General features: G+C 68.4%; 25 protein-coding genes and 1 tRNA gene. 11 read left to right on the top strand and 15 right to left on the bottom strand.

Features of this window, described 5'->3' with window-relative positions; all coding sequences use genetic code 11:
• The coding region (locus ACLBX9_RS27390) for a hypothetical protein (RefSeq protein WP_447721091.1) at positions 1–976 on the bottom strand (976 nt) is incomplete at its 3' end.
• 564 nt (positions 977–1,540) lie between these two features.
• Between ACLBX9_RS27390 and ACLBX9_RS27385 the strand changes: the two genes are divergently transcribed.
• A complete protein-coding gene (locus ACLBX9_RS27385) occupies positions 1,541–2,455 on the top strand; it encodes a manganese catalase family protein (RefSeq protein ID WP_010685278.1) in 915 nt (304 codons plus the stop codon).
• A 55-nt stretch (positions 2,456–2,510) separates the two neighbouring features.
• On the opposite strand, the gene ACLBX9_RS27380 is transcribed toward ACLBX9_RS27385, so the two are convergent.
• Entirely contained in the window at positions 2,511–2,813 is a 303-nt protein-coding gene (locus ACLBX9_RS27380) for a hypothetical protein (protein WP_010685277.1), read from the bottom strand.
• A gap of 1,328 nt (positions 2,814–4,141) precedes the next feature.
• Here ACLBX9_RS27380 and ACLBX9_RS27375 point away from each other — a divergent pair.
• Positions 4,142–4,318, top strand: a complete 177-nt coding sequence (locus tag ACLBX9_RS27375; RefSeq protein WP_010685275.1) for a hypothetical protein — start codon at positions 4,142–4,144, stop codon at positions 4,316–4,318.
• A gap of 183 nt (positions 4,319–4,501) precedes the next feature.
• Here the strand turns inward: ACLBX9_RS27375 and ACLBX9_RS27370 are convergent, their stop codons facing one another.
• Positions 4,502–4,726 carry a hypothetical protein gene (locus ACLBX9_RS27370; RefSeq protein WP_039893881.1) on the bottom strand — a complete coding sequence of 75 codons (225 nt, stop codon included), beginning with the start codon at positions 4,724–4,726 and terminating at the stop codon, positions 4,502–4,504.
• A gap of 178 nt (positions 4,727–4,904) precedes the next feature.
• Here ACLBX9_RS27370 and ACLBX9_RS27365 point away from each other — a divergent pair, with 178 nt between their 5' ends.
• Positions 4,905–5,300: a response regulator gene (locus ACLBX9_RS27365; RefSeq protein WP_010685273.1), complete on the top strand. Its 396-nt coding sequence runs from the start codon at positions 4,905–4,907 to the stop codon at positions 5,298–5,300.
• A gap of 291 nt (positions 5,301–5,591) precedes the next feature.
• Here the strand turns inward: ACLBX9_RS27365 and ACLBX9_RS27360 are convergent, their stop codons facing one another.
• From ACLBX9_RS27360 to ACLBX9_RS27345, 4 genes are all read right to left on the bottom strand, one after another.
• Complete coding sequence (locus ACLBX9_RS27360) at positions 5,592–5,735, bottom strand: hypothetical protein (protein WP_010685272.1); 144 nt, start codon at positions 5,733–5,735, stop codon at positions 5,592–5,594.
• A gap of 1,085 nt (positions 5,736–6,820) precedes the next feature.
• Positions 6,821–7,054 carry a hypothetical protein gene (locus tag ACLBX9_RS27355; protein WP_447721090.1) on the bottom strand — a complete coding sequence of 78 codons (234 nt, stop codon included), beginning with the start codon at positions 7,052–7,054 and terminating at the stop codon, positions 6,821–6,823.
• A 199-nt stretch (positions 7,055–7,253) separates the two neighbouring features.
• Entirely contained in the window at positions 7,254–7,556 is a 303-nt protein-coding gene (locus ACLBX9_RS27350; protein ID WP_447721089.1) for a hypothetical protein, read from the bottom strand.
• Positions 7,557–7,609: 53 nt separating this feature from the next.
• The gene (locus ACLBX9_RS27345) at positions 7,610–7,789 is read right to left on the bottom strand and encodes a hypothetical protein (RefSeq protein ID WP_010685269.1); all 180 of its coding nucleotides are present in this window, start codon (positions 7,787–7,789) and stop codon (positions 7,610–7,612) included.
• Positions 7,790–8,067: 278 nt separating this feature from the next.
• Here ACLBX9_RS27345 and ACLBX9_RS27340 point away from each other — a divergent pair, with 278 nt between their 5' ends.
• Entirely contained in the window at positions 8,068–8,610 is a 543-nt protein-coding gene (locus ACLBX9_RS27340) for a hypothetical protein (RefSeq protein WP_447721088.1), read from the top strand.
• Positions 8,611–8,691: 81 nt separating this feature from the next.
• On the opposite strand, the gene ACLBX9_RS27335 is transcribed toward ACLBX9_RS27340, so the two are convergent.
• The 6 genes from ACLBX9_RS27335 to ACLBX9_RS27310 form a co-directional block, all read right to left on the bottom strand.
• Complete coding sequence (locus ACLBX9_RS27335) at positions 8,692–8,970, bottom strand: hypothetical protein (RefSeq protein WP_010685267.1); 279 nt, start codon at positions 8,968–8,970, stop codon at positions 8,692–8,694.
• A 17-nt stretch (positions 8,971–8,987) separates the two neighbouring features.
• Positions 8,988–9,245 (bottom strand): hypothetical protein, encoded by a 258-nt coding sequence (locus ACLBX9_RS27330; RefSeq protein ID WP_447721087.1) that lies wholly within the window; start codon positions 9,243–9,245, stop codon positions 8,988–8,990.
• Between the two features lie 2,376 nt (positions 9,246–11,621).
• Complete coding sequence (locus ACLBX9_RS27325) at positions 11,622–12,104, bottom strand: hypothetical protein (RefSeq protein ID WP_447721086.1); 483 nt, start codon at positions 12,102–12,104, stop codon at positions 11,622–11,624.
• Between the two features lie 347 nt (positions 12,105–12,451).
• Entirely contained in the window at positions 12,452–13,111 is a 660-nt protein-coding gene (locus tag ACLBX9_RS27320; protein ID WP_010685261.1) for a carboxymuconolactone decarboxylase family protein, read from the bottom strand.
• 179 nt (positions 13,112–13,290) lie between these two features.
• Positions 13,291–13,677 carry a hypothetical protein gene (locus ACLBX9_RS27315; RefSeq protein WP_447721085.1) on the bottom strand — a complete coding sequence of 129 codons (387 nt, stop codon included), beginning with the start codon at positions 13,675–13,677 and terminating at the stop codon, positions 13,291–13,293.
• A gap of 307 nt (positions 13,678–13,984) precedes the next feature.
• A tRNA-Arg gene (locus ACLBX9_RS27310) sits at positions 13,985–14,061 on the bottom strand.
• Positions 14,062–14,256: 195 nt separating this feature from the next.
• On the opposite strand from ACLBX9_RS27310, the gene ACLBX9_RS27305 reads away from it, so the two are divergent.
• The gene (locus ACLBX9_RS27305) at positions 14,257–16,422 is read left to right on the top strand and encodes an FUSC family protein (RefSeq protein ID WP_447721084.1); all 2,166 of its coding nucleotides are present in this window, start codon (positions 14,257–14,259) and stop codon (positions 16,420–16,422) included.
• Between the two features lie 203 nt (positions 16,423–16,625).
• Here the strand turns inward: ACLBX9_RS27305 and ACLBX9_RS27300 are convergent, their stop codons facing one another.
• Entirely contained in the window at positions 16,626–16,853 is a 228-nt protein-coding gene (locus tag ACLBX9_RS27300) for a hypothetical protein (protein WP_039893878.1), read from the bottom strand.
• 306 nt (positions 16,854–17,159) lie between these two features.
• On the opposite strand from ACLBX9_RS27300, the gene pth reads away from it, so the two are divergent.
• From pth to ACLBX9_RS27275, 5 genes are read left to right on the top strand one after another with little or no spacing between them, the layout of a single operon-like run.
• The gene (gene pth / locus ACLBX9_RS27295; protein WP_447721083.1) at positions 17,160–17,768 is read left to right on the top strand and encodes an aminoacyl-tRNA hydrolase; all 609 of its coding nucleotides are present in this window, start codon (positions 17,160–17,162) and stop codon (positions 17,766–17,768) included.
• Between the two features lie 45 nt (positions 17,769–17,813).
• Positions 17,814–18,041, top strand: a complete 228-nt coding sequence (locus tag ACLBX9_RS27290) for a hypothetical protein (RefSeq protein ID WP_447721082.1) — start codon at positions 17,814–17,816, stop codon at positions 18,039–18,041.
• Positions 18,025–18,480, top strand: coding sequence for a PIN domain-containing protein (locus ACLBX9_RS27285; RefSeq protein WP_447721081.1), 456 nt, complete (start codon positions 18,025–18,027; stop codon positions 18,478–18,480). The genes ACLBX9_RS27290 and ACLBX9_RS27285 overlap by 17 nt, the downstream gene beginning before the upstream one ends.
• 15 nt (positions 18,481–18,495) lie before the next feature.
• Positions 18,496–19,593: a redox-regulated ATPase YchF gene (gene ychF, locus ACLBX9_RS27280; protein ID WP_010685255.1), complete on the top strand. Its 1,098-nt coding sequence runs from the start codon at positions 18,496–18,498 to the stop codon at positions 19,591–19,593.
• Between the two features lie 38 nt (positions 19,594–19,631).
• The gene (locus tag ACLBX9_RS27275; RefSeq protein ID WP_010685254.1) at positions 19,632–20,621 is read left to right on the top strand and encodes a MaoC family dehydratase; all 990 of its coding nucleotides are present in this window, start codon (positions 19,632–19,634) and stop codon (positions 20,619–20,621) included.
• Between the two features lie 42 nt (positions 20,622–20,663).
• Here the strand turns inward: ACLBX9_RS27275 and mtnA are convergent, their stop codons facing one another.
• Entirely contained in the window at positions 20,664–21,773 is a 1,110-nt protein-coding gene (mtnA, locus tag ACLBX9_RS27270; RefSeq protein WP_010685253.1) for an S-methyl-5-thioribose-1-phosphate isomerase, read from the bottom strand.
• A gap of 195 nt (positions 21,774–21,968) precedes the next feature.
• On the opposite strand from mtnA, the gene ACLBX9_RS27265 reads away from it, so the two are divergent.
• On the top strand, positions 21,969–24,397 hold a 2,429-nt coding region (locus ACLBX9_RS27265; RefSeq protein ID WP_447721080.1), incomplete at its 3' end, for a DNA translocase FtsK.

Here is a 24,397-nt window from a genome sequence, read left to right as displayed (position 1 = left end):
AGGCCGGCGCCATCAGCGCCTGCCGGGCCCGCACGGTTGCCGTTGCATCGTCGGCCGCGATGGCCAGGAGGACCACGATGATGCCGGAATGGCCGATGGCGTCGACCTTGCCGAACTCAAAGATCGCCGAGACGAAGATCGCCGCCAGGATGATCGCGGCGCTGCGCCGGACGAGGGGCGTCCAGATCAACGCGAAGGCCAGGGTGAACTCGATGACGCCGGCGGCCTGCATGAACAGCGCGGGCGTCGCGCCCATGGTCATCTGCGGCTTGGCGGCCAGCAGCGGATCGGTCCACTGCGGGTAGGCCCACTTCTCGATGGAGGCCCACATCAGGGTCACGGCGGCGGCGTAGCGCACGAGGTCGAGGGGGCGCAGGCCGAACGGATCCAGCCCGAGGCCCTGGATGATCAGGTAGGCGGCGATGCCGAGGAAGATCGGGTAGTCGGCGAGATGGAACAGGCCGTACTGCGCGGTGGCAAAGCTGAACAGGAAGACGATGCCGAGGCCGGTGAGCGGCATGGTCCGGCGCCAGATCAGGCAGCCTGCCATCGCCAGTTGCAGCCACGGGATCCAGGCCAGGTCGGTCTTGAGTTCCGGCGTGAGGATGATGCCGCCCAGGCTCCAGAGGGACACCAGGAAGAAGCCCAGCGTGCAGCGGACCAGAAGCTCGGTGTCGGTCCGGATCCGGGCGGTCACGCGATCGAGCGCCCTGAGCAGCGCACCGCCCAGCGGGGTCCCCTCGGCCAGGCAGCCCGCCATCAGGCAGACCAGGGCAAGACCGGTCAGCCACTCGAAGTCCGGGCACAGCACCTGCTCGAGACCCTGCGGCTGCCCGGCCACATCGTAGGCGCAGAACCACTTCACGTGGGCGCTTGCTGGACCTGTCCCCGCGAGGAGGAGCAGTGGCGCAGCCAGACCGGCAAGCGTGCGCCGACCCCGGCGCGGAGGACGCTCAAGCGCGGTGACCTGAACCATGATGACCTCGGAGGACGTCGTGGCGGACCACCGGCCCGTCTACGTATTCCCTCACAAGTCGGAGCTTCGTGCCAACGATTTGTTAATGAGTTTTATCAATTGGTTAATAGCGGTGATTAAGGTGAATTAGGAGCAAGAACGCACCTCACGTGATCCCCGGGTTTCTCCTGCACGCCGGAGGGTCGACGGACCAATCGGTGCCGAGGCGGGCCTCCGCGCGATCGTTGAGCCCGCCCGGGAGCGTCTGTCCGAGCGTGCATGGGCGAGCGGCGGTGTTCCCGGCTCAGCGAGCTTGGCAGCGAGGCGACCGCGCTGGCGTCATGCTGACCACGGCAGTCACGGTTAAGCCGATACGGTCGCGGGCGTCGATCAGCGGATCGCGTGCGATCATCGGGCTATCTGCGTGAGGCACCGCGACAGCCGTGACTGTAGCCTTCCTGGCGCCGCGCATCGCGCGCGATCCCGGCCAGCCTCTTTGTGGCCGATCTCGCGAAGCGCGGAGGAACGATCGACCCTGCAGAAAGATGCCCTCATGCGCATCCCGCGCGGACGGAGCTGCCTCGCATGTTCATGAAGCTCGATCGCCTTCAGGCCGAACTGCCACAGCCGAAGAAGCCAGACCCGAACGCGGCGGCTGCCCTGCAGGAGCTGCTCGGCGGCAAGTACGGCGAGATGTCGACGCTCGGGAACTACATGTTCCAGAGCTTCAACTTCCGCAACAAGTCGAAGCTGCGCCCGTTCTACAGCCTCGTCTCCAGCATCTTCGCGGAGGAGCTTGGGCATGTCGAGCTGGTCTCGACGGGCATTGCCATGCTGAACAACGGCCCGGGCGACGACACCGAGGAAGTCGACGTCTCGAAGGCGCCCTTCCACGACATGCAGGACATCCGGCTGGCCGGCAGTTTCCTCAGCAACGGTGGGGGCGCGACGCCCGTCAACTCCAATGCTCAGTCGTGGAACGTCGACATGGTCACGACGACCGGCAACATCATCATCGACCTGCTGCACAACTTCCACCTGGAGTGCGGCGCCCGCCTGCACAAATTGCGTGTCTATGAGACCCTCAAGGATCCGACGGGTCGCGAGGTCTGCGGCTATCTCCTGGTGCGTGGTTCGGTTCACGCCCACGCCTACGCGCTGGCGCTCAAGAAGCTGACCGGCGTCGAGATCGAGAAGATGCTGCCCACCCCGAACATCGTCCTCGACAAGATCCCGGAATGTCAGAAGTACCTTCAGGAGGGCTCGCACCGGCGCCTCTACAGATTCAGCCCCGACGACTACAAGGAAGCGGCGGGTGTCTGGTCCAACGACGAGGTCGCCCTGCCGGGCGATCCGCCCGGAAACCTGGAGGTGGTCGACGGTCTCCCCGAGGGTGGGAAGATCCCCGAGCTGGATGGCAATTATGGTGCTTTCGCGCCGAACTACGCGCCCGAGGAGATCTTCGAGATCGCGAGCAAGCTCTACAAGAAGGGTCGTTAAGTCTCGCGTCGCTGTTTATGGGAGCCCCGCGGTTTCATGACCGCGGGGCAGGTCCTTATCTGCCGCTCGGGGCCGCACCGCTGCCCGTGGCACCGTTGCCCGACCCGCTTCCGGCGGCTGCGCCGGGCGTGCTGACGGGCGGACCACCGCTTGTGCCGGGACCCGTTCCCGTGCCGACCGTACCCGTGCTCATCGCATTTCCGCTGCCCTGCATCGACTTCTCGGAGTTGCTCTTCACCGAGCCGGGGCTATTCATGTTGCCCTCGGCGCTACCGCCGCCAGCAGCAGTCTGCGCCATCGCGGCGCCCGAGATCGCGAGCGTGAGAGCAGCCGCTACGGTTAATGACTTCATTGACATGGTGTTTCCTCCGACAGATCGGATTGATCGGTCATGGGTTGAACCAGATCGCACGCAATATTGTTCAGGCCCCCGTGAAGATTAAAGTTTGAGACCCTGTCGTCGTCGCAATCGCAGCGGTGGGATCAGCGCACCTGGGCAGACCACGAGGCTGAGCAGGGCAAGCGGGACGATGGGGCGGCCTTTCCAGCAGGCGATGATGACGGGCAGAAGGCTCGGATCGCCGCGGCCAGGAAGGCCCGGAGCCCAAGGCCGGACAGGGCCATCTGCCGCTCGTGGCAGCCTCAGGCCGCTCCGCTGTCTTCACACCCGGTGGCAGAGCGCCGCCACCGTGCCGATCCGGCCCGCGCACTGCGTTTCCACCCGATCGACCGGTCGCAGCCTTCGGCCCTGATCCGGTTCGGCTGGGCCAGAGACTACTGTGAGGGGTTCGGGCGGCCGCACGGCTCCAGGGGCAGAGGCGCCGACAAAAAAGGCCACTCCCGAAGGAGCGGCCCGAAGTCTTGGGAGGAAACGCCCTTGGGAGGGCTGCAGAACCACGACGCCATCGTGATCCCACAGGAGTGACTTGGACACCTGCAACGCCGTGAACAACCGCCCGCAGGTTGTGGAGCGTGCATAAGTAGGGTTGTGTTCTTCATCAGGTGCGCTTCCACACCATAGCGCGACGCGAGATCGCCCGCCGAGCCCAGGCTGACGCTCGAAATTTCACAGCGCGTCCCAGGGCATCGCAACCCGCCGGTGTCGCGACCCGGCCACCGATTGCTGTTGGCGCGCATGCAGCGCCCATGATTGCAAAGGCCGCTTGAAATTCCACCCGCAGGGTCCGGAGAGCGGAACGGACGGCTCGCTTCACCGGTGCTGGCACACCCGGCGCACCGGCCTCTGTGCGGAGTTCCGAAACGCATGAAGGACCGCCTCGTGGCGTGGGTCACCGGGCAGGCCATGATCGGCTGTCAGGGGCATCAGCACCTTGCGGCCCAGCGGCTCCTCGAGCAGCGCCCACGTCTGAACGCTCTGAGGCAATACGGTGCCCTATATCGGCGGATCGTTTTATTGACAGCTACGTACAGATACCCAATTGATGCACATAGAGCCCAGCGAGTACTGATTAATAGCTGTCTTGCCCCCCCTTGAGACGGCCCGGCGAGGCGGGAGGGGGAGCTTTGCTCGCCTGCCTCGCCGCAAACCGTTCAGGCGGCCCAGGGAGGATAGCCCACCAGGGCTGCCGCGCGGGCCGCACCTGCGGCACACGCGACAGCCGCGCTTTGGTCAGGAACAGCCCCACGCCGCCGCGCTTATCTTGGCGTAAACCATAGGAGGGGGCGATGAAGGTGTTTCAGGTCCGGCAAGGTGCCACAGGCACGATCCTCTGGACCGGCACGGCCACTGACCCGATCGCGGCCCTCGACGCCATGGCCCACGAGGCCGGCTACTACGACCATGCGGACATCCCGGACCACCTGCGAGCCGGTGGGCTCCACGCGGAGGAGGTCCAGGTTTAGCGGGTTGGCTGGTCCCATCGTCGGGCATGGATTCCGGACGCTGCCCGCACCGTAGGACGTGGCGGCACCGTCTGCCCGCCGAAGCCACGCGGCATCGGCAAGCCGGCCAAGCCTGCGCCGGGGTGCCTGGGATGTCCTGGCACCGCCGTTTTGCCAGGAGGCCGAGCAGGCGCGTGGCCCCGCCTACGCCGCCCTCACCACGGCCGTGGCCTCACAGGCGCGCAGACGAGCCTGTACGTCCTGCAGTGCAGGCGCCTGGTGTTCACCGGCGCGCGTCAATGCCGACAGGGCAGTAGAGGCCGCCGACAGGGCATCGTACGTCGCGCGATCCATCCCGCCCCCCTGCAGGGCCCGCTCGGCGACTTGCCGGACGAGCAGCCTGACGTCGGCCTCAATGTTCTCGACCATCGGGATCCCCTTAGCAGCACGCGCGGCACAATCGCCGGTTGCTATGTAGGGCGTGCGACGCAATGGTTAAGCCATCTCTGGACAGCGGACACGAGCAAAGAGGTGCGCCCTCCCCACCCGGACGAGACGCAATCGGTACCAGCTGCGTTGAGGCGTCGCCGACTCTGTGGAGACCCTGATGGCTGACACCTTTGCGCCGCGGCTCGCCGTACTGATCGTCGAGGACGACCCGGTGCAGTTGATGGAAGCGGCGGCGGCCCTGCGCGATGCCGGGTACGAGGTGGCTGAGGCCTCGACCATCGAGGCGGCCCAGGCTCATCTGACGGCCCGGCCCGAGCTCGCGGCCATGGTCGCGGACGTGGATCTCCCCGGCGAGCCTCTCAGCGGATTTCTGCTGGCCAAGGCCGTTGCAGCGCGCTGGCCCGAACTCGCCATCCTGATCGTGTCGGGTGTGGCGTGGCCGGGCGTGGATCAGATGCCGATGGGCGCGCGGTTTCTGCGCAAGCCTTTCACGTCCGAGGGGTTGGCCGACGCCCTACGCGCAGTGCTGGTGGCGCGAGGGATCGGCCTGTGACCCGCCCCCCGCGCCAACCGCGGGTCAGTCTGTCAGCGCGGCCATGAGCGAGAACGATCCGGCGAGCACGAACGTACCCGCCACGAGGGACGAGATCAGCAGCATGTGAAGACCTTACTTGGGATGCCGATACGGCTGTGCTTTCCCAACGCCCAAGGTCGAGCTCGGTTGCGGCCGGCCCGGCCCCGCCGCCCGATCTGATCATGGGTCGGCGCGGGAGGTCGTCCTTCCCAGCGGCGGCGAGCTTGACCGCTCCGCGGCGCGGCTCGCCACCGTCAATCGGCAGCTGGGTCAGGCGGCCGTCGCCCGTGCGGGCTTACGGGTGTGCCGAAACAGGCCGCGCAGGAGCCGGAAAGGCAGGCGGATCAGCCTGTAGATCGCGTGAGCGGTCATGACGGCCAGAACGGCGAGCAGCGCTAGGGCGGTGTTCAACACGGTGGGGTGCTCCCGGCGGCATGAACGCAGCGGGCCGCTTCCGCTCTTGCTTGCAGGTGGCGCGCCGATCGCGGCGGGACTGTGATGGGAGCCGTGCTGCCGCCTGTGACCCATGCGCACCGCCGTCGGCGATCCGCCAAACCAGCCGGTCGCTCCGAGCGGGCCATCTGACGCGGCACCGGTCGGCCTCCCGGCGGTACTACCGAAGGGCGAGCGTCCAACGAACCCGTTTGCCGGAATGATACGCCCGACCGAAGTGCCGCGTGCCCGGGCCCGGGCCCGGGGCATCCAGAGGGGCGTTCCGCATGACGGACGCCCGGGCTGGCCGCCATGCATGCCAGCCGATGGCGGCCAATGCGGTTGAACCCGTGATCGCCACGCAGGCGCACCCCCAGAAGGCCACATCCAGCACGTACAAGCCCAGGTCCTCCCCAAGGATATGATCGGTGCCAAGCCCGGCGCGCGCTCGATCGCGAGCCGGATGGTCGTATCAATGCAGGAGGAGCTGGAGGCCGGATCCGACAAAGACAACGAAGGTCATCGTTGCCATGAAACGAATATCTTCAAGCTTTTGAGACATGGCCGCATCCGATTTCCGATGCTTAATGATCCACTACTTACGTATCGGAAGATAGCCTCTTTCATATCGCGTTAACGGTTTTGCACGCCCTCCACACGCCGTGCTTAACAAATCGTTAAATCACCTTCGCGTTGATTAACAACGCACCCAAGTCAACTGCACCGCGCCAGACGACGGCAACATCCTGCAAAGGATCGACGTGGCGTTTTCGATGGGCGAACGGTCAGTCGGACGGGGCGTCGTCAGGCAAAGCCTGCAGCCTGTCATCGTCAGGGCATCCCGCGTCGGGTTCGTCATACCGTCCGGCCGCAGACCCGCGGCGCCTCGCTCGACCCGCGCCACGACCCCCGAGCATTCTCCCGGAGTCGCTTCGGTCGAGGTCGCCTGCTCGCCTCGGCGGCCTCTTGGACGACGTGTTCCTCGGCGTGTCACACGACCGCGCGCGCAGAAGTCCCGTGACGTCGTGCAGCGGAGCAGCGCAGAGATCCGGCGGGCGGATCGAGCGTCAGCTATTAAGCTCTCCGGCGGTCACGTCCACGATCTGGCCGCTGTCGTCGAGCACCTGGAAGGCCGTCTCGGTGGAGCGGAGCTGAAGCTCCAGCACCCGGGCGGCTCCCGCGTCCCAAGCCTTGCGCAAGCTATCGAAGGTGCCGTCCAGCTGTTCGGCCGGGGGCGGCTCGCCCTGGTTCAGAAACAGCATGCGGACGGTGTAGGCCATGCCCCACCATGCCACGGACATGGCATCCTTCAAAGGGCTGGCAGCACAAGGACCGCGGCCGCCAGAGGGAGCCTCGACCGCCAGCCACCCCTTCAAGGACGGCGTGTTGCGGAATGGGCGGACGATGTCTTTGTTAATCGACGCCGGCTTCAGGCAAGACTTGCTTTCAATCGTCAATCTTCGGCCCGTCTGGTCGGCCGGCGCGGGCAGTGTGTCGACGTCAGCGCTGCGTCGCCTCGATGTCGTCCTCGTAGATCGAGTCTGGCTGGCAGGCGTGCCACTCCTTCTTCTCGTCGGACTGGCCCTTGCGGCCCCAGCAGTAGCTGGCCTGAGCCAGACGGCCGCTGAGCCGATCGTGCAGCCGGCACTGCTCCTTGATGATCGCGGGATCTCCGGAGCCCTCGCAGGCCTGAACTGCCTTCGCTTCGGCGGCCAGCAGTTCGGGAATTGTGGGCAGGCGCTGTTGAGCCTGCGCCCCATCGGCAGCGACGGCGAGAGCGAGAGCGGCGAGGACGTGGCGCATGGCGGCAGGATAGACGCCGGGGCGCGACTGTCGAGGTATCTGCCCGGGTGGCCCTAACGCCCGCGCAGGAAGAAGAACCACAGCAGGAGGATGACCGGGATCGGCACCCCGATGAGCCACAGCAGGCTGCCTGTCAGCATGTTACCCTCTCTTCGATCTGCATGGGCAACCCCGCTGTCGGAGGGACCGTTCCGCGGCCGGGCCTTCGCGACGGCGAGCAACAGCGGTTTCACGGGTCGGTCCGCTCTCACCCTTGTGAGACGACTCGCGATCGGACTGGGCTACTATCCGAACGTCCTTCCCTCCTAGGCCGGACAGCCTTCAGCCCGCTCGGCACGCCGCCGCAGCGGGCTTTCTTGTGCGCGCGATGATGTCGGCTGGCCGTCAGCCGCGTTCGCCGCATTTCAAAAGAGATGGATTGTATTCGAGCCTGCAGTACAGATCGCCTTGCAGACTATTTCGACGCATGAAATATTCGAGTGCCGACTCACCGCCGATCGGGAGGAGATCAATGGACATTCGAAAATCACATCTTCTCGTCAGCGTATTGATGCTGTGTACAAGTTTATCGAGCGCACAGGCAGAAGATTTACCGCGATCAGGAGATTATAAAGTCATATATACTGGCGTAAACATGGCACCAATCAAGCCCATGCCCATCGGCGAAAACCGTTCGATCGCGATGAGCAACGTAACGATGACGGCCGTCAACACCGAGGGAAGCGGCTTCTTGAATAATCTGGCCGGCCGTTGCGTCGGAATGGCGACGTTGGATAACGAGGCCAAGACGGTGGAGAGCCATGGTCGTTGCGTCTATGCGGATGCGGGCGGCGATCAGATCTTCGAGAAGTACGATTACCCAGTGCAGGCTCAAGGTGCAGGCCTGCGCGGTACAGCCGAATGGACCGGCGGAACTGGAAAATTTGCGGGCATCTCGGGCGATGTTGAGCTGACCAACACCCGGCTTAGCCCAATGACGGACGGCATTGCCCAAGTTTCCGGCACAAAGACAGGCCGGTATTCTTTTAATAACGCAACATCTTCGCTGAAGTAGATCGACGGCCGGAGTTCAGGCTCCGCCCCCGGTGACGCTCCGCCTTCAGCGCGTCTTCCATGAGGAGGATGCGCTGCGGGCTCACTCCCGCGGCGATGGCTCGGCTGCCGCAGCACCCGCCTCTGGCGCCGGCCCGGTGCTTAGCGTGCCGCTGGAGGCGAGCGCATCCGCCCACGCCCGTGCGATCACCCGCACCTGCGCGATAGCCTCCGCCTTGGAGAACCTTTCGGTGCTTGAGCGGCGCGGGCTGTCATCGGACCAGTAGACGTAGCCGGTGCGGCGACCGTTGGCGTCCTCGACGCACACGGTCTCTTCAAGGACGCAGATGCGGAGCGGAAGCTTGAGGCCGAGTGTGGGCATGCGGCCGATATAGGGCGCTACTGCCTGGGCGCAGGTGCAGGCGGCTGCGGCGATGCCCCGGGCTGGCCCGGCGCCTGGGGAATAGAGTTCGACGGCGGAGTTGGAGGCTGGTTCTGCCCCGGGCCAAGCGACCCTTGGTCGTTCTGCAGGGTCTGGTTCGCCTTGGTCTGGATCTGGTCAGCGGTTTGCTGGCTGATCAGGCCGTAGGAGACGGCCGCCGCGAGCGCGATGGCGACGACCGCACCGATGATCGTCTTGGTGAGCTTGGGCGGCATCCGAGCATCCTTCCAGGCGTGAGTGCACGGCCTTCAACGCCGATCCCGCTCCGATGGGCTCAAATCAGGGGACGGTCCGGCTACACGAAGCAGCGAACGCGGCCCCGCCATGCGCTTCAACCACTGCGGTGAGGGCCGCGCAGGCGTCCTGATCCGGGGCGAAAGTCTCATTTCCGACGCGGGGAGAGCCACTCGGAAGATCGACCCCGGCCACCGCCAGGGATCCTGCGGGCCGGCGTACCGGTAGATCTCGACATCCACCTCCCCGCCATCTCGGCGGAACGCGTCGGAGTGCGGCGCGTGCTCGAAGTCGCGGTCCTCACCGCCCAGGAAGCGGCTCGATGCGCTCTGTGGCCCTTGCCACGGCCTCACGCAGGACAGGGGACCAAGCGACACCGTTGTCGTGGAGGAACTGCGCGGCGCTGAGGAGAACCTTGCGCCTCTCAGGATGAGCCGATGGCTCCGCAGCGTCCGCCTGCAGACAGTGCTGTGCCAACTCCGTCGCCAGCCGGAGGATCTCGTGCAACTCCTCAGGCTGAGCGTCCGCGTCGGTCACTTCAGGGAGCCCTCCGCCTCAAGGTGCTCGGCCGGGAGCCCAACGGGCGCCTGCCTGCCTCAGTCGGCGGACAGAGTGCCTTCATGAGCCGTCCGGATCAACGCTGGCAGACGATCCATCGCGGTGCGGCCGGCGCGCGGGCCGGGCACGCCGTGATGGTATGGCCGCCCGGCCGACGGGGTGGTGTGCCGATCAGCGACCCAGCTGCCACCGGCAGTCCCAAAAAAGCTGTACCTTGGCAGGAACGGAGTGGGGCGGGAGCCGTTCCTGCCGCGATGACCAACCATGTGGCTCTCGCGGGTTCAGTCCTGGCCGCTGTTGCGCTCTGGGTTGGTGTCTACGCCGCCTTGATGCCGAAGCACGCGCCCGCGTCCTCTGACGATGTGGCGGTGAGCGCACCCGAGAGCGTGACGATCGCAGATTTCGAGCTGGACGCTCCAGCGACGCGGCCTTGGGCCGACGTACCGCGAGACGTCCTGGCGTCGACCGGTGATCTGCCGGTGCGAGACCTGCGCCTCTCCACGGTGATACGGCCGGACTCGAGCCGGGCGCGAGATACTGATCGCTCGGGGAATGCCCTTCAGATCCGCGGGGCGGCGCGTCCGGACATCCTCAACAGGCAGCGCCTCATCCAGGAACGCGTCTCCGCGTCACGACGTGTTCACGCCCGGATGCGGTACAGGCGCAGGCCCGAGCCCATACAGTTCCGCTTGGCGACGCGCTCCTCGTCCTGAACCTCACTCAAACCCCCTATCGTCACGATGTTGAATGGAACGCTCTGGCCAGCCTAGCCGTAAGAGCCTGTCGGTCTGATCCGAGGCCGCTTGGTCCAATCGGGGGCATCAATGCGCGTTCTCGTGCGCACGATCATGGCAGCCAGCCTGATCATGGCAGACGCCGCTCAGGCCGCTTCTCTCACCGCAACGCAAGGCGGGCGGGAGATGGAAGGCCAAGCCACGAACTACGAGGCACGCCTCAAGAACATCCTAGACCGTGATGAGAGGAATTGGCGGCGGCTGTCCGCCTCCATCTGCAACGGTTGTAGTTCGCCGCCGCCGGCTTTGGAGATTGCCCACGTCACACCGTTGTACCTGCGGGCGCAGCGCGAGGCAGCCGCAGCAGCGCCGGCCCCAGTGACAACTGTCCGCACGCCCACCCCGCGGCTGGCTTCGGTCCAGAGCGCAGCGTTGCGGGAGTATGAAGGGGGGCTCGCGCGTGCGGTCCGGTCTAAGGCAAGTCACGCGCGCCGGACGGCTCAAGCGCGGCGACACGCTCGGTATGCGCGCGCGCGCATCATCCGGCATCAGCGGCGCCTGGCTTACCTCCGGGCTCAGAAGGAAAGGCAGGCCCTGATCGGCGTGAAAGCGCAGCAGACGGCTCATCGGACCAGGCTGGCGGGCCTGGCAGGAACGCCGGGCAGCGGAATGGGCTACCCCGGTGGGGATCGTCGTCCGACGCCGCTCCCGCCGCCACGACCGGACGCAGTGTGCGCTGACGACCGTGGGCTCGCGACAGCGGGTTTTCGACCGTCTTCAGCTTGTGTCAGCCCCCGCTGAGCGAGGCCGCGATGGACGGGCGGGGAAGCCGCGGTAGCTCCGAACAGGGTCGGGCCGGTGCTGTCGGTCACTTCAAGCGCCAGTCCTCGTCCAGGGCGATGTGTGGAGCGTCGTCCTTCAGGACCTCGCCCATGAAGCCAGGACCTTGCTCATGAAGCCAGGACCTTGCTCATGAAGCCAGGACCTTGCTCATGAAGTGATGAGCCTCAACCCGAGCGGCTTCCAGGTCCGCCAGCTCCGGGCCGATCACATTCTGCCTGCGCCCTAATCCTTGAAGATCCGGACCTCGCCGCTCGACAGTTCATCGCGCTGGTCGGCGCACCATTGCTGCTCACCGACCTCCTTCACCTCGGCATAGCGCCGCGCCAGTTCGTCCTTGAAGGCGGCGTTCGCCCGATCTTGGCCGAGTACCTTGGTCGCCACGTCGCGCGCGGTCTGGGAGATCCGCAGCGCGGTCGTGCCGTCGATCGCAAAGTGCTTACCGCAGAACGTGATGATGGCTGACTGCGCGCTGGATGCCCGGAGCAGGGCCAGGGCCTCCTCCTCCTGGGTCTGCGCGCGGATAGGTTGCGCCTGTACGCCGACGACAAGAGCCAGAACAACAGCTGCTCGGCAGCGCATAGCCGTGTCTCCTGCGGCCGTACCGCCTGCTTTGGTCAGCAGGGCAACGACGCGACAGATCGTAGGTTGCCGAAGCCCGGCTGCAAACCGGTGCTCGCGTCCTGCAAGCGCCCTTGTGTGTCCCATGCGTTGTATCCGGTCTGGGCATGGCTGCGCGTGAGGGTGGGTTCGAGATCAGCCAAAGCGGAGATCCGCTGCGTTTGGCCGCGCGCGAGAGCGGACTCGTCGAGCGCGCTGTCGTTGCTCGGACGTGGCGAGGTGCCGGTGGCGACATGGGCATTCCGGCTATCGTACGGCTGCGCCGATGCGCCAGCGGTGGCGAGGAAAGCGGGGCGGCGCCCGTAAGGAATGCGCGCCTCAGGCCTTCCGCGGAAGAATTCGGTCGCCAGCTCGCCCGCACGGAGACGAGCGCAGGGCGGCTTGGTTTGCCGGCAGACCGGTGAGCCGGGATGTAGAAGGCCGACCTGTTTTGCCTATCGATCACCCGGCTTGAACGGCGGCTCCTTGCCGGGCGGGACAGTCTCTTCAGCCATGCTCAGCAGCATGGCGACCGTCACGTAGGTGCCGGTGAGTGCGGTCAGGTCGACGACGCCCTGCTCACCGAGAACCTCCTTGGCACGGGCGAAGGTCTCGTCAGAGATCGCATGCTGCGTGGAGAGCTCCATGCAGAAATCGTACACCACGGCCTCGTCGGGCTTCATGCTCTCGGGGCGCTTGTTGGCCTTCAGGTCGGCTGCAACTTGCTCGGAGAGGCCGGCTTTGATCGCCAAAGGATAGTGGGCGTACCACTCGACCTGTGAGCGCCAGAGCCGTCCCTGGATCAGAATGGCGAATTCGTTCAGCCGTGTCGGCACAGAGGTGTGCCAGCGCAGGTAGTCGAGGAGGTCGTACATCCGCTGCGCCATCTCGGGGCTGCGGATCATCGGGTTGTAGGGGCCGCCGATCCCCACGCTGGAGATCTTCATGATCTTCTCGCCGAGCGGACGCTGAGCCGGCGTGAGCTGATCCATCGTCAGCTGAGGGAAGCGCGGTTCGCGGCCGAATGCGCCCGAGGATGTCTGGGCTGCGAACCACCCTCCGGTCGCCGCCATTATGGCGACAGCAGCGATGCCTTTGGCTTTGAGCAGGCTCATGGATCCGTCCCTGACACGGGCGCTCAGGCGCGCCTCTCTGTGGAGGGATAGTCCGCCATGCCTCCGCGGAGATCCAGTGCCTTGGCCGGGCTTGTGCCGTTCGAACCAACGGCCACTCCCCTGAGGTCCTCAGCCCTTATCGTGCTGCTCTGTTGGCGACGAGGTCGGAGGCGAATCGGTCAGGCGACTGCCCCACCACAGACCCGCTCGACGGCATCACCGCTGTCTTCAGGCCGCGTGTTGAAGGCGATCGGCACCTTCGGCGCGGTCTCCCGGGCCACATTGATCAGGACCTCGAACACCGGCAGATGCCGCGGCCAGGAGCGGACGCCGTTGCCGATCACGAGGCAGTCGTAGGAGCCCGAGGTGAGCATCTGCTTCAGGATCGGGCCCGCCTGATCGTCCGGCCGGATGAAGCACTGCTCAGCCGTCCAGCCGCGGCTGCGCATATCCTCCAGCGCAACCTTGATCCCGTGATGGATCTTCTCGGCATCCAGCCCGGGTGGGAGGGCGGGGTCTGAAAAGTCGACCGCCTCCGGTTCATAGCCCACCATCAGAACGCGCATTGGATCCTCCGGCGCGAAGCACCGGACTGAGCCGGCAGTCCCGCCAGCTAGCGGCCGGAAGAGCGCTCGCAAGTCTCAAGGTCGAGGCGTGGAGACGCGCTGTGTCACCAAGTGCGAGCTTCGGATTGCGGCGGGCTGATAGGTCTTCGGTGTTGCGTCCGTTTCGCACGGAGCACCCGCAAGCGCTCCGGCTCGCGTCGTAACCCGTTGGCAAACAACGATCCATGTCGCAGCGTGCTGCGCACCCGGTGGACGTTTCCACGACAACGAGAAGCCCGCCAAGTCCTTGACTTGACGGGCTTGATTCTGGCGACCCCGGTAGGGCTCGAACCTACGACCTGCCGCTTAGAAGGCGGCTGCTCTATCCAGCTGAGCTACGGAGTCGGGAGGCCAGGCGGCCCCAGAAGCCACGGGCCGGCCCGAGGGTCAAGCGTGCGGGCCGAGCCTCCGCCGCGGCGGTCGCACCGGGACGTCCCACGGTCGCGCGGCCGCGCGATTGGGGTTGCGCGATCCGGCGGATCCGGTCAGGCCGCGTCACGGTTCACGCCAGGGCGCCGCGCCCGCATCTGGAGACCGAGGTTGCCCGCGCCGAGCCCCACGAAACCGCTGCCAGGCCGGATCCGGCGCCGGTTCGCCGCCGGACGGGGCAGCCTCAGCCGGCCGGGCGCAGATCTGCGGCGCCTTCCGACCGGCTTCGATCTCCGGAATGTCCGGCTCGTGGAAGGTGTGCGCGCCGCCTTCGCGTTCGGCGTCGTCATCCTGATCAACATCTGGGCGCAGTGGCCGCCCCTGCTCACCATGGCGCTCGCCGCCAACCTCGCCTGCTTCTGCGACAATGGCGGGCCGATGCGGACGCGGCTGCGCGTCCTCACCGCCTTCTCGGTCCTGGGCGGCCTGCTCTGGGCCGGCCTCGGCCTGATCAAGCCCCTGGGCCTGCCCGTGGTCGTCCCGGTGGCCTGCGGGCTGATCTTCGCCTGCGCCTACGCCCGGGTCTGGAGCGTGCAGGCGCAGGCCGCCGGCAACGTGCTGGTGGTCGTGTTGTGCATCGCCCTCGACCGGCCGCTGACCCTGGCGCAGGCCGCCACCACCGTCGCGATGTTCGCGGCGGGCGGGCTCTGGGCGACGTTCCTGGCCCTGGTCATCTGGCGGTTGCATCCCTACCGGCCGGCCCACCGGGCGGTGGCCGAGGTCTGGCGCGGCCTCGCGCGGCTCTGCGGCGACCTCGAGCGGCTCGTCGCCCTGCCGGAGCCCGACGCGGAAGCCTTCGACGGGCACGCCCGCGACCACCGGCGGGGCGTGCGGACCAGCATCGAGACCGCGCGGACCATGATCCTCGACCTCGCCCGCTCCCGGGAGCGCGTCTCGGACCGCACCGGCCAGGCCCTCCTGCGCCTGGAGAGCGCCGAGCAGATCTTCTCCGCCCTGATCGCGGTCGGCGAACTGATCGACAGCCGGCCGGGGCCGGAGCGCCGGGCGCTGGCCAAGCTGTTCCTGCGGCGCCTGCGGCCGCTCCTGGTGACCATCGCCCGGGCGATCCGCGACGATGCCAACCTCGATCTGGGCCGGCTCGAACATTCCATCGCCCGGGCCGCGGAGGGCCTGTCGGCGGATCCGACCCTGGCGCATCTCGCGGACCGGATCGTCGGGCGCGTGCGGATCGGCGCCAAGCTCTCGACCCCGGAGGGCTACCGGCCCGGCGGCACGCTCACCGAGGGCGGCCGCCTCGACCGCTGGACGCGCTATGTCGGGCCGCTGCGGCAGAACTTCACCCTCGCCTCGCCGAACCTGCGGCACGCCCTGCGGGCGAGCGCGGTGGCGGCGCCGGCGCTGGCCGCCACCCTGACCTACGCGGGCGCCTTCACGCACTGGCTGGTGATGACGGTGGTACTGACCATGCAGCCCTTCTACGCGGCGACGTGGCAGCGGGCCCTGGAGCGGATCGGCGGCACGGTGCTGGGCGGCCTCGTGGGTGCGGTGCTGGCCTACTACGCCACCACCCCGCTCAGTGAGGCCGGGCTGATCCTCGTGCTCAGCATCGTGGGCTTCGCGGCGCGCCAGATCTCCTACGGCTTCTTCGTCGCCTGCCTGACGCCCCTCGTGGTGCTGCTGGTGGAGCTGCTGGAGCCCGGCCACAGCTCCTGGGAGATCGTCGCCATGCGGGCCGGATTCACGGTGCTGGGCGGGCTGATCGCGGTTGCGAGCTGCCTCGTGCTCTGGCCGATCTGGGAGCCCGATCAGGTCCGCCAGGAGTTGCGCCGGGCGCTCACGGCCCATGCGGGCTTCGCCGAGGCCGTCCTGCGCCTGGGCCCCGGAGCGGAGCGGGAGGCCGCGATCCTGGCCACGACCCGCGCGGCCGGCCTCGCCCTCAACGATCTGGAGGCGGCGCTGTCCCGCGCCCTGCAGCAGCCCCGGGCCGGGCACCATCCGGAGGTGGAAGCCGCCCTCGTGGCCGACGCGACCCTGCGCCGGATCAGCGCCAGGCTCACCGTCCTGCGGCACGCGCGGGAGGCCGCCGATCCGGAGGCGGAGACGTGGCGCGACTGGATCACCGCGACGCTGGCGGCCCTCGGTGCGGACCGGCCGCTCCCGGAGCGGCCCGGGCTCGACCGGGGGCAATCCTTTATCCGGCTGATCAGCCAGGTCGATCTTCTCGTCGGGACCCTGCGGCCCGCGGAGATCCGCCGAGGGACCGCGGCGGACGGGCGGGATCGAATCCGGGACAGCGCGGCCTCCGGGGTATCGTGACGAAGGCCAACGTCCGAAGGGGCTGCCGCCCCCGGACGGCTCGTCGCGTCAGACGATGATTTTGGCACCGCCGTCCCTGCGAGCGGAGCGAAGCGATCCCGCTGGCGCCGCCGTCATCGAGGCCGCGCTGCTCTGGGTCACTTCGCTCCGCTCGTGATGACGGTCGGGGACGCCTCAACCGAAGCGTCCGACCGGGAACCGTCTCAGAACCGCGGCAGGGCGTTGGCCGGGCCGCCGGCATGCGAACCGGCGTAGCGGTAGGCGGGCGGCCGGGCGTAGGCGGCGGGAGCGCGCGCGACCGGGGCGTTGCCGACCCAACCAGAATAGGCCGCGGCCGGGTAGGGCGAATGCCTGGAATCCAGGCCCTGCGCGAGGGCCGGGGTGGCGACCGCGGCGGCGAGGGCGGCGGCAGCGAGCAGGCGGGTTCTCATGATGATCTCCAAACGTCTTCGCATGACTTCATCGGGAAGCCATCCGGTCAGCCGTGTCGGGTGAAGAAGATCGTCGGTTCGGCGGTCTCGATCACGCGGGCTTTGCTTGGCCGAATGTGACCTCTCAACGGCAATACTCTGCCTCCGGTTCGCGCGTCGCCGTGTGCTGGCGCACGGCGGGATACGGCTCGGCAGTGAGATCAGGCGCCTCGGTCCGATCGAACGGAACTTGGAGGGGACTTGGACGGGGGTGCGTCCCGCGCCGAAGCGTGCCACAGACCGCGGCCGGACAGGGGATGCACCACCATGCGGCTGATCGTCGGCCTCGGCAATCCGGGCGCGCGCTACGCGGGCAACCGGCACAATATCGGCTTCCTGGCCGTCGACGCGATCGCCCGCCAGCACCGGGCGAGCCCGTTCCGCCACCGCTTCCAGGGCGAGGCCGCCGAGGTCGTGCTGGGATCCGAGCGGGCGATCCTGCTGAAGCCCACGACCTTCATGAACGAGTCCGGCCGCGCGGTCGCGGAGGCGCAGCGCTTCTACAAGATCCCCCTCGCCGACGTGATCGTGCTCCACGACGAGCTCGACCTCGCCCCCGCCAAGCTCCGGGTGAAGCGCGGCGGCGGCAATGCCGGCCATAACGGCCTGCGCTCGATCACCGCGCAATGCGGCAACGACTATCGCCGGGTCCGGCTCGGCATCGGCCATCCCGGCGACAAGGCGCTGGTGCACTCTTACGTGCTCAACGATTTCGGCAAGGCCGAGCAGCCCTGGGTCGAGGATCTCGCCCAAGCGATCGCCGACCACGCCGCCCTGCTGGCCTCGGGCGAGGACGCGAGCTTCCAGAACAAGGTCCACCTCGCCATGGCGGGCCGCGGCTGGGACGATGTGAAGACGCTCGGCGCCAGAAATTGACACGAAAACACGAGGACACGATATGGTTCAGCTGTGGAGGCTGCCATGAAGAACGTCACCGTGACGATGAGCGAGGCCCTGCTGCAGCGGGCGCGCGTGGCGGCCGCACGCGACGGCAAGAGCCTGTCGCGCTTCATCGCCGAAGCCGTCGAGCAGCGCGTCGGCCGGCCGCTGACGCAGCGTGAGGCGCTCGACCGCTTTCTGGCCGGTCCCCTCATGAATCTGACGGACGAGAACGGCAAAGCACCCTCGCGCGATGAACTTTACGATTGAGCCGATCTTCATCGATACGAATGTGTTGGTTTACGCACGCGACAATCGAAACGCCGACAAGCGCGAACGCGCACGGGCGTGGCTGGCTGCCATCACCGATTCGGGCTGCGCCCGCACGAATCTTCAGGTTCTCAACGAGCTGACGCGCTGGATCCTCAAGAACGAGCCGGGGCGCTCGCTGGGCGACATCCAGAATGAGGTTGAGACGATCAGGGCCTGGGGAGCGCGCCCGATCGATCAAGATGACACCGAACTGGCGTGGCTCGTTCGCAAGAATCTCGGCTATCAGTGGTTCGACTGCCTCCTAGTGGCTGCGGCCCAGCTCGCTGGATGCCGCTACTTTCTGACCGAGGACATGGCACATGGCGCCGTGTTCGACGGCCTCACCCTCATCAACCCTTTCCGCACGTCGCCCGATGACGTGCTGCGGCGGACCTGATCACGGAACGGACCTATGGGCTTCAAATGCGGCATCGTCGGCCTGCCGAACGTCGGCAAGTCGACCCTCTTCAACGCGCTGACGCAGACGGCGGCGGCCCAGGCGGCCAATTACCCGTTCTGCACCATCGAGCCGAATGTCGGCGAGGTGGCGGTGCCGGACCCGCGGCTGACCGATCTCGCCCGGATCGCGTCGTCGAAGGAGATCATCCCGACGCGGCTGACCTTCGTGGACATCGCCGGGCTGGTGCGGGGCGCCTCCAAGGGCGAGGGGCTGGGCAACCAGTTCCTGGCCAACATCCGCGAGGTCGACGCCATCGCCCACGTGGTCCGCTGCTTCACGGACGGCGACGTCACCCACGTGGAGGGCAAGGTCGATCCGGCCGCCGACATCGAGACGATCGAGACCGAGCTGATGCTCGCCGACCTCGACAGCCTGGAGCGCCGCGCCCAGTCGCTGGAGAAGAAGGCCAAGGGCACCGACAAGGAGGCCAAGGAGACCCTCGACCTCGTCAACCGGGCGCTCCCGCTGCTGCGCGACGGCAAGCCCGCCCGCCTCGTGGAGCGTAAGCCCGACGAGGAGAAGCTGTTCCAGTCGCTCGGCCTGATGACCGCCAAGCCCGTCCTCTATGTCTGCAACGTCGACGAGGGCGACGCCGACAAGGGCAACGCCTACTCCGACGCGGTCTTCGCCCGCGCCAAGGCGGAGGGCGCCGTGGCGGTGGTGGTCTCGGCCAAGATCGAGAGCGAGATCGCCGTGATGGCGGAGGCCGACCAGGCCGAGTTCCTGGAGGCGGTGGGGCTTGCCGAGCCCGGCCTCAACCGGGTGATCCGCGCCGGCTACGACCTCTTGGGCCTCGTCACCTACTTCACGGTCGGCCCCAAGGAGGCCCGTGCCTGGACGATCACCCGGGGCACCCGCGCGCCGGGCGCGGCCGGGGTGATCCATTCGGATTTCGAGAAGGGCTTCATCCGGGCCGAGACGATCGCGTTCAAGGACTACACGGCGCTGAACGGCGAGTCCGGCGCCCGGGACGCCGGCAAGCTGCGGCTGGAGGGCAAGGAGTACGTGGTGCAGGACGGCGACGTGCTGCACTTCCGCTTCGCCAACTGATCCTCCCTGGAAGAGCCCGCCCTCTGGAAGAGCCTGCCATGCCGGACCCCGCCCTCGAAGACTTCTCCGTCGGCGACGTGATCGTCGGCGCGCCGCTGACGGTCACCCGCGACGCCATCGTGGGCTTCGCGCGAGACTTCGACTTCCAGCCCTTCCACCTCGACGAGGCGGCGGCGGAGACGACCTTCGTGGGCCGGCTGATCGGCTCGGGGTGGCACACGGCCGCGCTCGGCATGCGGTTGCTCCAGCAGGGCCCGTTCAAGGGCGGCTCGTCGCTGGGCGCGCCGGGGATCGACGAGCTGCGCTGGCTCGCGCCGGTGCTGCCGGGCGACGCCCTGACGCTGACCTTCCGGGTCGCCGGGATCCGCGACTCGGCCTCGAAGCCCGGGCTCGGCTTCGTCACCGCCGAGGTCGCCCTCGGCAACCAGCGGGCGGAGACGGTGCTGACCCAGCGCTTCACCTTCATGCTGGCCCGGCGCGGCACCGATCCCCTGCCCCCGCGCCCCGTGGCGATCGGCGAGCCGGCCCCCGTCGCCGAGCCCGAGGATGCCGAGATCCTGCCGTTCCTGCGCGATGCCGAGATCGGCGCGGTGCGGGAGCTCGGCGCCTACCCGTTCAGCGCCGAGGCGATCGTGGCCTTCGCGCGGGCCTACGACCCGCAGGCCTTCCACCTCGACCACGACGCGGCCAAGCGCAGCCATTTCGGTGGCCTGTGCGCCTCCGGCTGGCACACCACCGCCGCCTACATGAACCGCATGCTCACGACCCGTGCCCGCGACGCCGCCTACACGGCGCGCCGGGGTCCGGTCCCCGCGGCCGGCCCCTCCCCCGGGTTCAAGAACCTGCGCTGGCTGAAGCCCGTCTACGCGGGCGACACGGTGCGGTTCAGCGCCAAGCTCACCGACAAGCGGGCCTCGGCCTCGCGGCCCGGCTGGGGTCTGGCGTTCGCCCGCAACACCGGGGTGAACCAGCGGGGCGAGCCGGTCTTCGCCTTCGACAGCGCCGTGTTCCATCAGTGGGCGCCGTGAGCCGACCGGCCCCGTCAGTTCAAGCCCTCGCGGGCCCAATCCTCACGCCGCCTGCCGGCGCTCCGGGTACAGCCCGTACAGCCCCTCGCGGCTCGCCGCGCAGACGCCGCGCTCGGTGATGATCCCGGTCACGAGGCGCGCCGGCGTCACGTCGAAGGCGGGGTTCGCCACCGGGCTGCCCGGCGAAACCACCTCGATCGTGGCGAAGCCGCCGTCGGCCAGACGTCCGGTCATGTGGGTGACCTCGCGCCCGTCGCGCTCCTCGATGGGGATTTCCTTCACCCCGTCGTCGAGCGTCCAGTCGATCGTCGAGAACGGCAGCGCCGCGTAGAACGGAACGCCGGTGTCGTGGGCGGCCAGCGCCTTCAGGTAGGTGCCGATCTTGTTGCAGACGTCTCCGCTCGCCGTCGTCCGATCCGAGCCGACGATGCAGAGATCGACCTGGCCGTGCTGCATCAGGTGGCCGCCGGCATTGTCGGCGATCACCGTGTGGGGCACGCCGTGGCCGTTCAGCTCGAAGGCGGTGAGCGCCGCGCCCTGGCTGCGCGGCCGGGTCTCGTCGACCAGCACGTGCACCGGCACGCCCCGCTCGTGGGCCGCGTAGATCGGCGCGAGCGCCGTGCCCCAATCCACCGTGGCGAGCCAGCCGGCGTTGCAATGGGTCAGCACGGTGATGGGCCTGCCCATCGAACTACCCTTGGCCGCGTGCAGGTCGGCGATGATCTGGCCGCCATGGGCGCCGATGGAGCGGCAGCTCGCCACGTCCTCCTCGGCGATGCGGCCCGCCTCCGCGAAGGCGCGGGTGAAGCGCTCGTCCGGCGCGACCTGCCGCAGGTTGGCGGAGACCCGGTCGAGCGCCCAGCGCAGGTTGATCGCCGTGGGCCGCGTCGCGGCGAGCGTCGCCACCGCCCGGTCGATCCCGTCCGTGGAGGCATCCGCCCGCATGGCCAGCGCCAGCCCGTAGGCCGCGGTGACCCCGATCAACGGCGCGCCGCGCACGATCATGGTGCGGATCGCCACGGCGGCGTCCTCCAGGGTGGCCAGCCGCTTCAGCACGAAGGCGAAGGGCAGGCGCGTCTGGTCGATCACCTGGACGCTGACGCCGTCCGGGTCCGGGAAGATCGTGCGGTAGGGCTGGCCGTCGATGTTCATGACCGGTCCTGTGCCACAGAGGGGCGGCTTTTGCACCCACCGGAACGGGGGCGACGGCTCGGGAACGACGGCTTGGAGATGCGCGGCTTGGGGATGCGCGGCCCGGAGCCGGTCAGCCTTCCTCAACCTTAGCGGCTCGTTAAGGGGGCCGTGCCTAGCCTTCCGGGTAAGTCCCCGTCCTGCGTCCGGTCCCGCATGCGCTCGCTCCGCCGTCCCGCATCGCCCTACGACACCTTCGTCGACAGCGTGCGCCCGTTCCTGGGCAAGCGCCTGACGGAACTCGGCGGGCTCGTGCTGTTCACCGGCGCGGTGGCGCTCACGGTGGCGCTGGCCACGTGGTCGATCGACGACCCGAGCCTGAATCACGCCACCGACCACGCCGCCCACAACGTGCTCGGCCAGCCGGGGGCCGTGCTGGCCGACCTCGCCATGCAGATCCTCGGCCTCGGCTCCCTCGCCTTCGTGCTGCCCCCGGCCCTCTGGGGCGTGCGGCTGATGCGCGAGCGCGACCTGCCCGACGGGGGGATGCGCATCGCCCTCTGGATCATCGGCTTCTGCGCGGCGAGCGCGGTGGCGAGCGCGCTGCCGCCCACGACGCGCTGGCCGCTGCCCACGGGCCTCGGCGGGGTGGCCGGCGACGGCCTGCTGTCGATGGCCCGGGTGATCGTCGGAGCGGTCTCGTCGGCGGCGGCCCACCTCGTCGGATTCGTCTACGCTGCCGTGGCGATCCTCAGCCTGACCGGTGCCTGCCGGTTCGGCGCCGTCGAGGACGACCCCTTTCACGACGAGCCCTACCCGGTCCGGCGCGGGCCCGCCAACGGCCGCGACCTGGGGCGGCCCTCGGGACGCGACACGGGCCGCGGGTCAGGCCGCGACGAGCGCGAGGATGCCGACGAACCGGGCCTCGGCCTCGTCGGCGTCGGCGCCCTGGCGCAGGGCCTGATGGGGCTGCGGCTCGCCGTGGGCGACCGGATCGCCGCATGGCGGCAGGGCCGGGCCGAGCCCTTCGACGGCGCCTCGCCGGCGCTCGCGGCCCGCCGCGCCTTCACGGATGCCGACCTGCCCTGGGCCGACCACGTGCCCGCCCACATGGCCGCTCCTGTGGCCGCCTCCACGGCCGCCTCCATGCCGGCAGGGTCCCGGCCCGGTGCGGGCCGGCGCGAGCCGGTCTTCGCCGTGGAGGACGAGGTCCCCGCGGCGGCCGAACCCGTCCGGCGGGCAGCCATCACGCACGACGACGATGACGATGCGGATGCCTTCGAGCCCCCGCGCCCCGCCGCACTCCGGCCCGAGCCGGTGGCTTCCCGCGTCGCACCGCCGGCCGCGGCCCCCGTGCCGGCCCGCCGGGCGCCGGCGCCGCCGGTCCATCCCGAGGATTACGCCCTGCCGGCCCTCGACCTGCTGGCCGCCCCCCGCGGCCCCTCGCAGGCGAGCCTGATCTCGGCGGATTCCCTAGAGCAGAACGCCACGCTGCTCGAGGCGACGCTGGGCGATTTCGGCGTGCGCGGCGACATCCTGGCGGTGCGGCCCGGGCCGGTCGTCACCCTCTACGAGCTCGAGCCCGCGCCGGGCACCAAGTCCAGCCGCGTCATCGCGCTCGCCGACGACATCGCGCGGTCGATGTCGGCGGTCTCGGCCCGCGTCGCGGTCGTCCCCGGCCGGAACGCGATCGGCATCGAATTGCCGAACGCCAAGCGCGAGACGGTCTACCTGCGCGAGCTTCTGGCCTCCACGGACTTCGCCGAGAGCAAGCACAAGCTTGCGCTGTGCCTCGGCAAGAACATCGGCGGCGAGCCGATCATCGCCGACCTCGCGCGCATGCCGCACCTCTTGGTCGCCGGCACCACCGGCTCGGGCAAGTCGGTGGCGATCAACACCATGATCCTCAGCCTGCTCTACCGGCTCAAGCCCGAGGAGTGCCGCCTGATCATGGTCGACCCCAAGATGCTGGAGCTGTCGGTCTACGACGGCATCCCGCACCTGCTCTCCCCCGTCGTCATCGATCCCAAGAAGGCGGTCATCGCCCTCAAGTGGGCCGTGCGCGAGATGGAGGAGCGCTACAAGAAGATGGCCAAGATCGCCGTCCGGAATATCGACGGCTACAACGCCCGCATGAAGGAGGCCCGCGAGAAGGGCGAGACCATCACGCGCACGATCCAGACCGGCTTCGACCGCCATACCGGCGAGGCGGTGTACGAGGACGAGGCGATGGACCTCGCGCCGCTGCCCTACATCGTGATCGTGGTGGACGAGATGGCCGACCTGATGATGGTGGCCGGCAAGGACATCGAGGGGGCGATCCAGCGTCTGGCGCAGATGGCGCGGGCGGCGGGCATCCACCTGATCATGGCGACCCAGCGCCCGTCGGTGGACGTGATCACCGGCACGATCAAGGCCAACTTCCCGACCCGGATCAGCTTCCAGGTGACCAGCAAGATCGACTCGCGCACCATTCTCGGCGAGATGGGCGCGGAGCAGCTTCTGGGCCAGGGCGACATGCTGTTCATGGCCGGCGGCGGGCGCACGACGCGGGTGCACGGGCCGTTCTGCTCGGACAGCGAGGTCGAGAGCGTGGTCGCCCACCTCAAGCGCCAGGGCCGGCCCAGCTACCTCGACGCCGTCAC

The sequence above is a fragment of the Methylobacterium sp. A49B genome, assembly GCF_053346215.1.
Note: the sequence above shows the minus strand (reverse complement) of the source record. Positions and strands in the feature narration are given on the sequence as shown.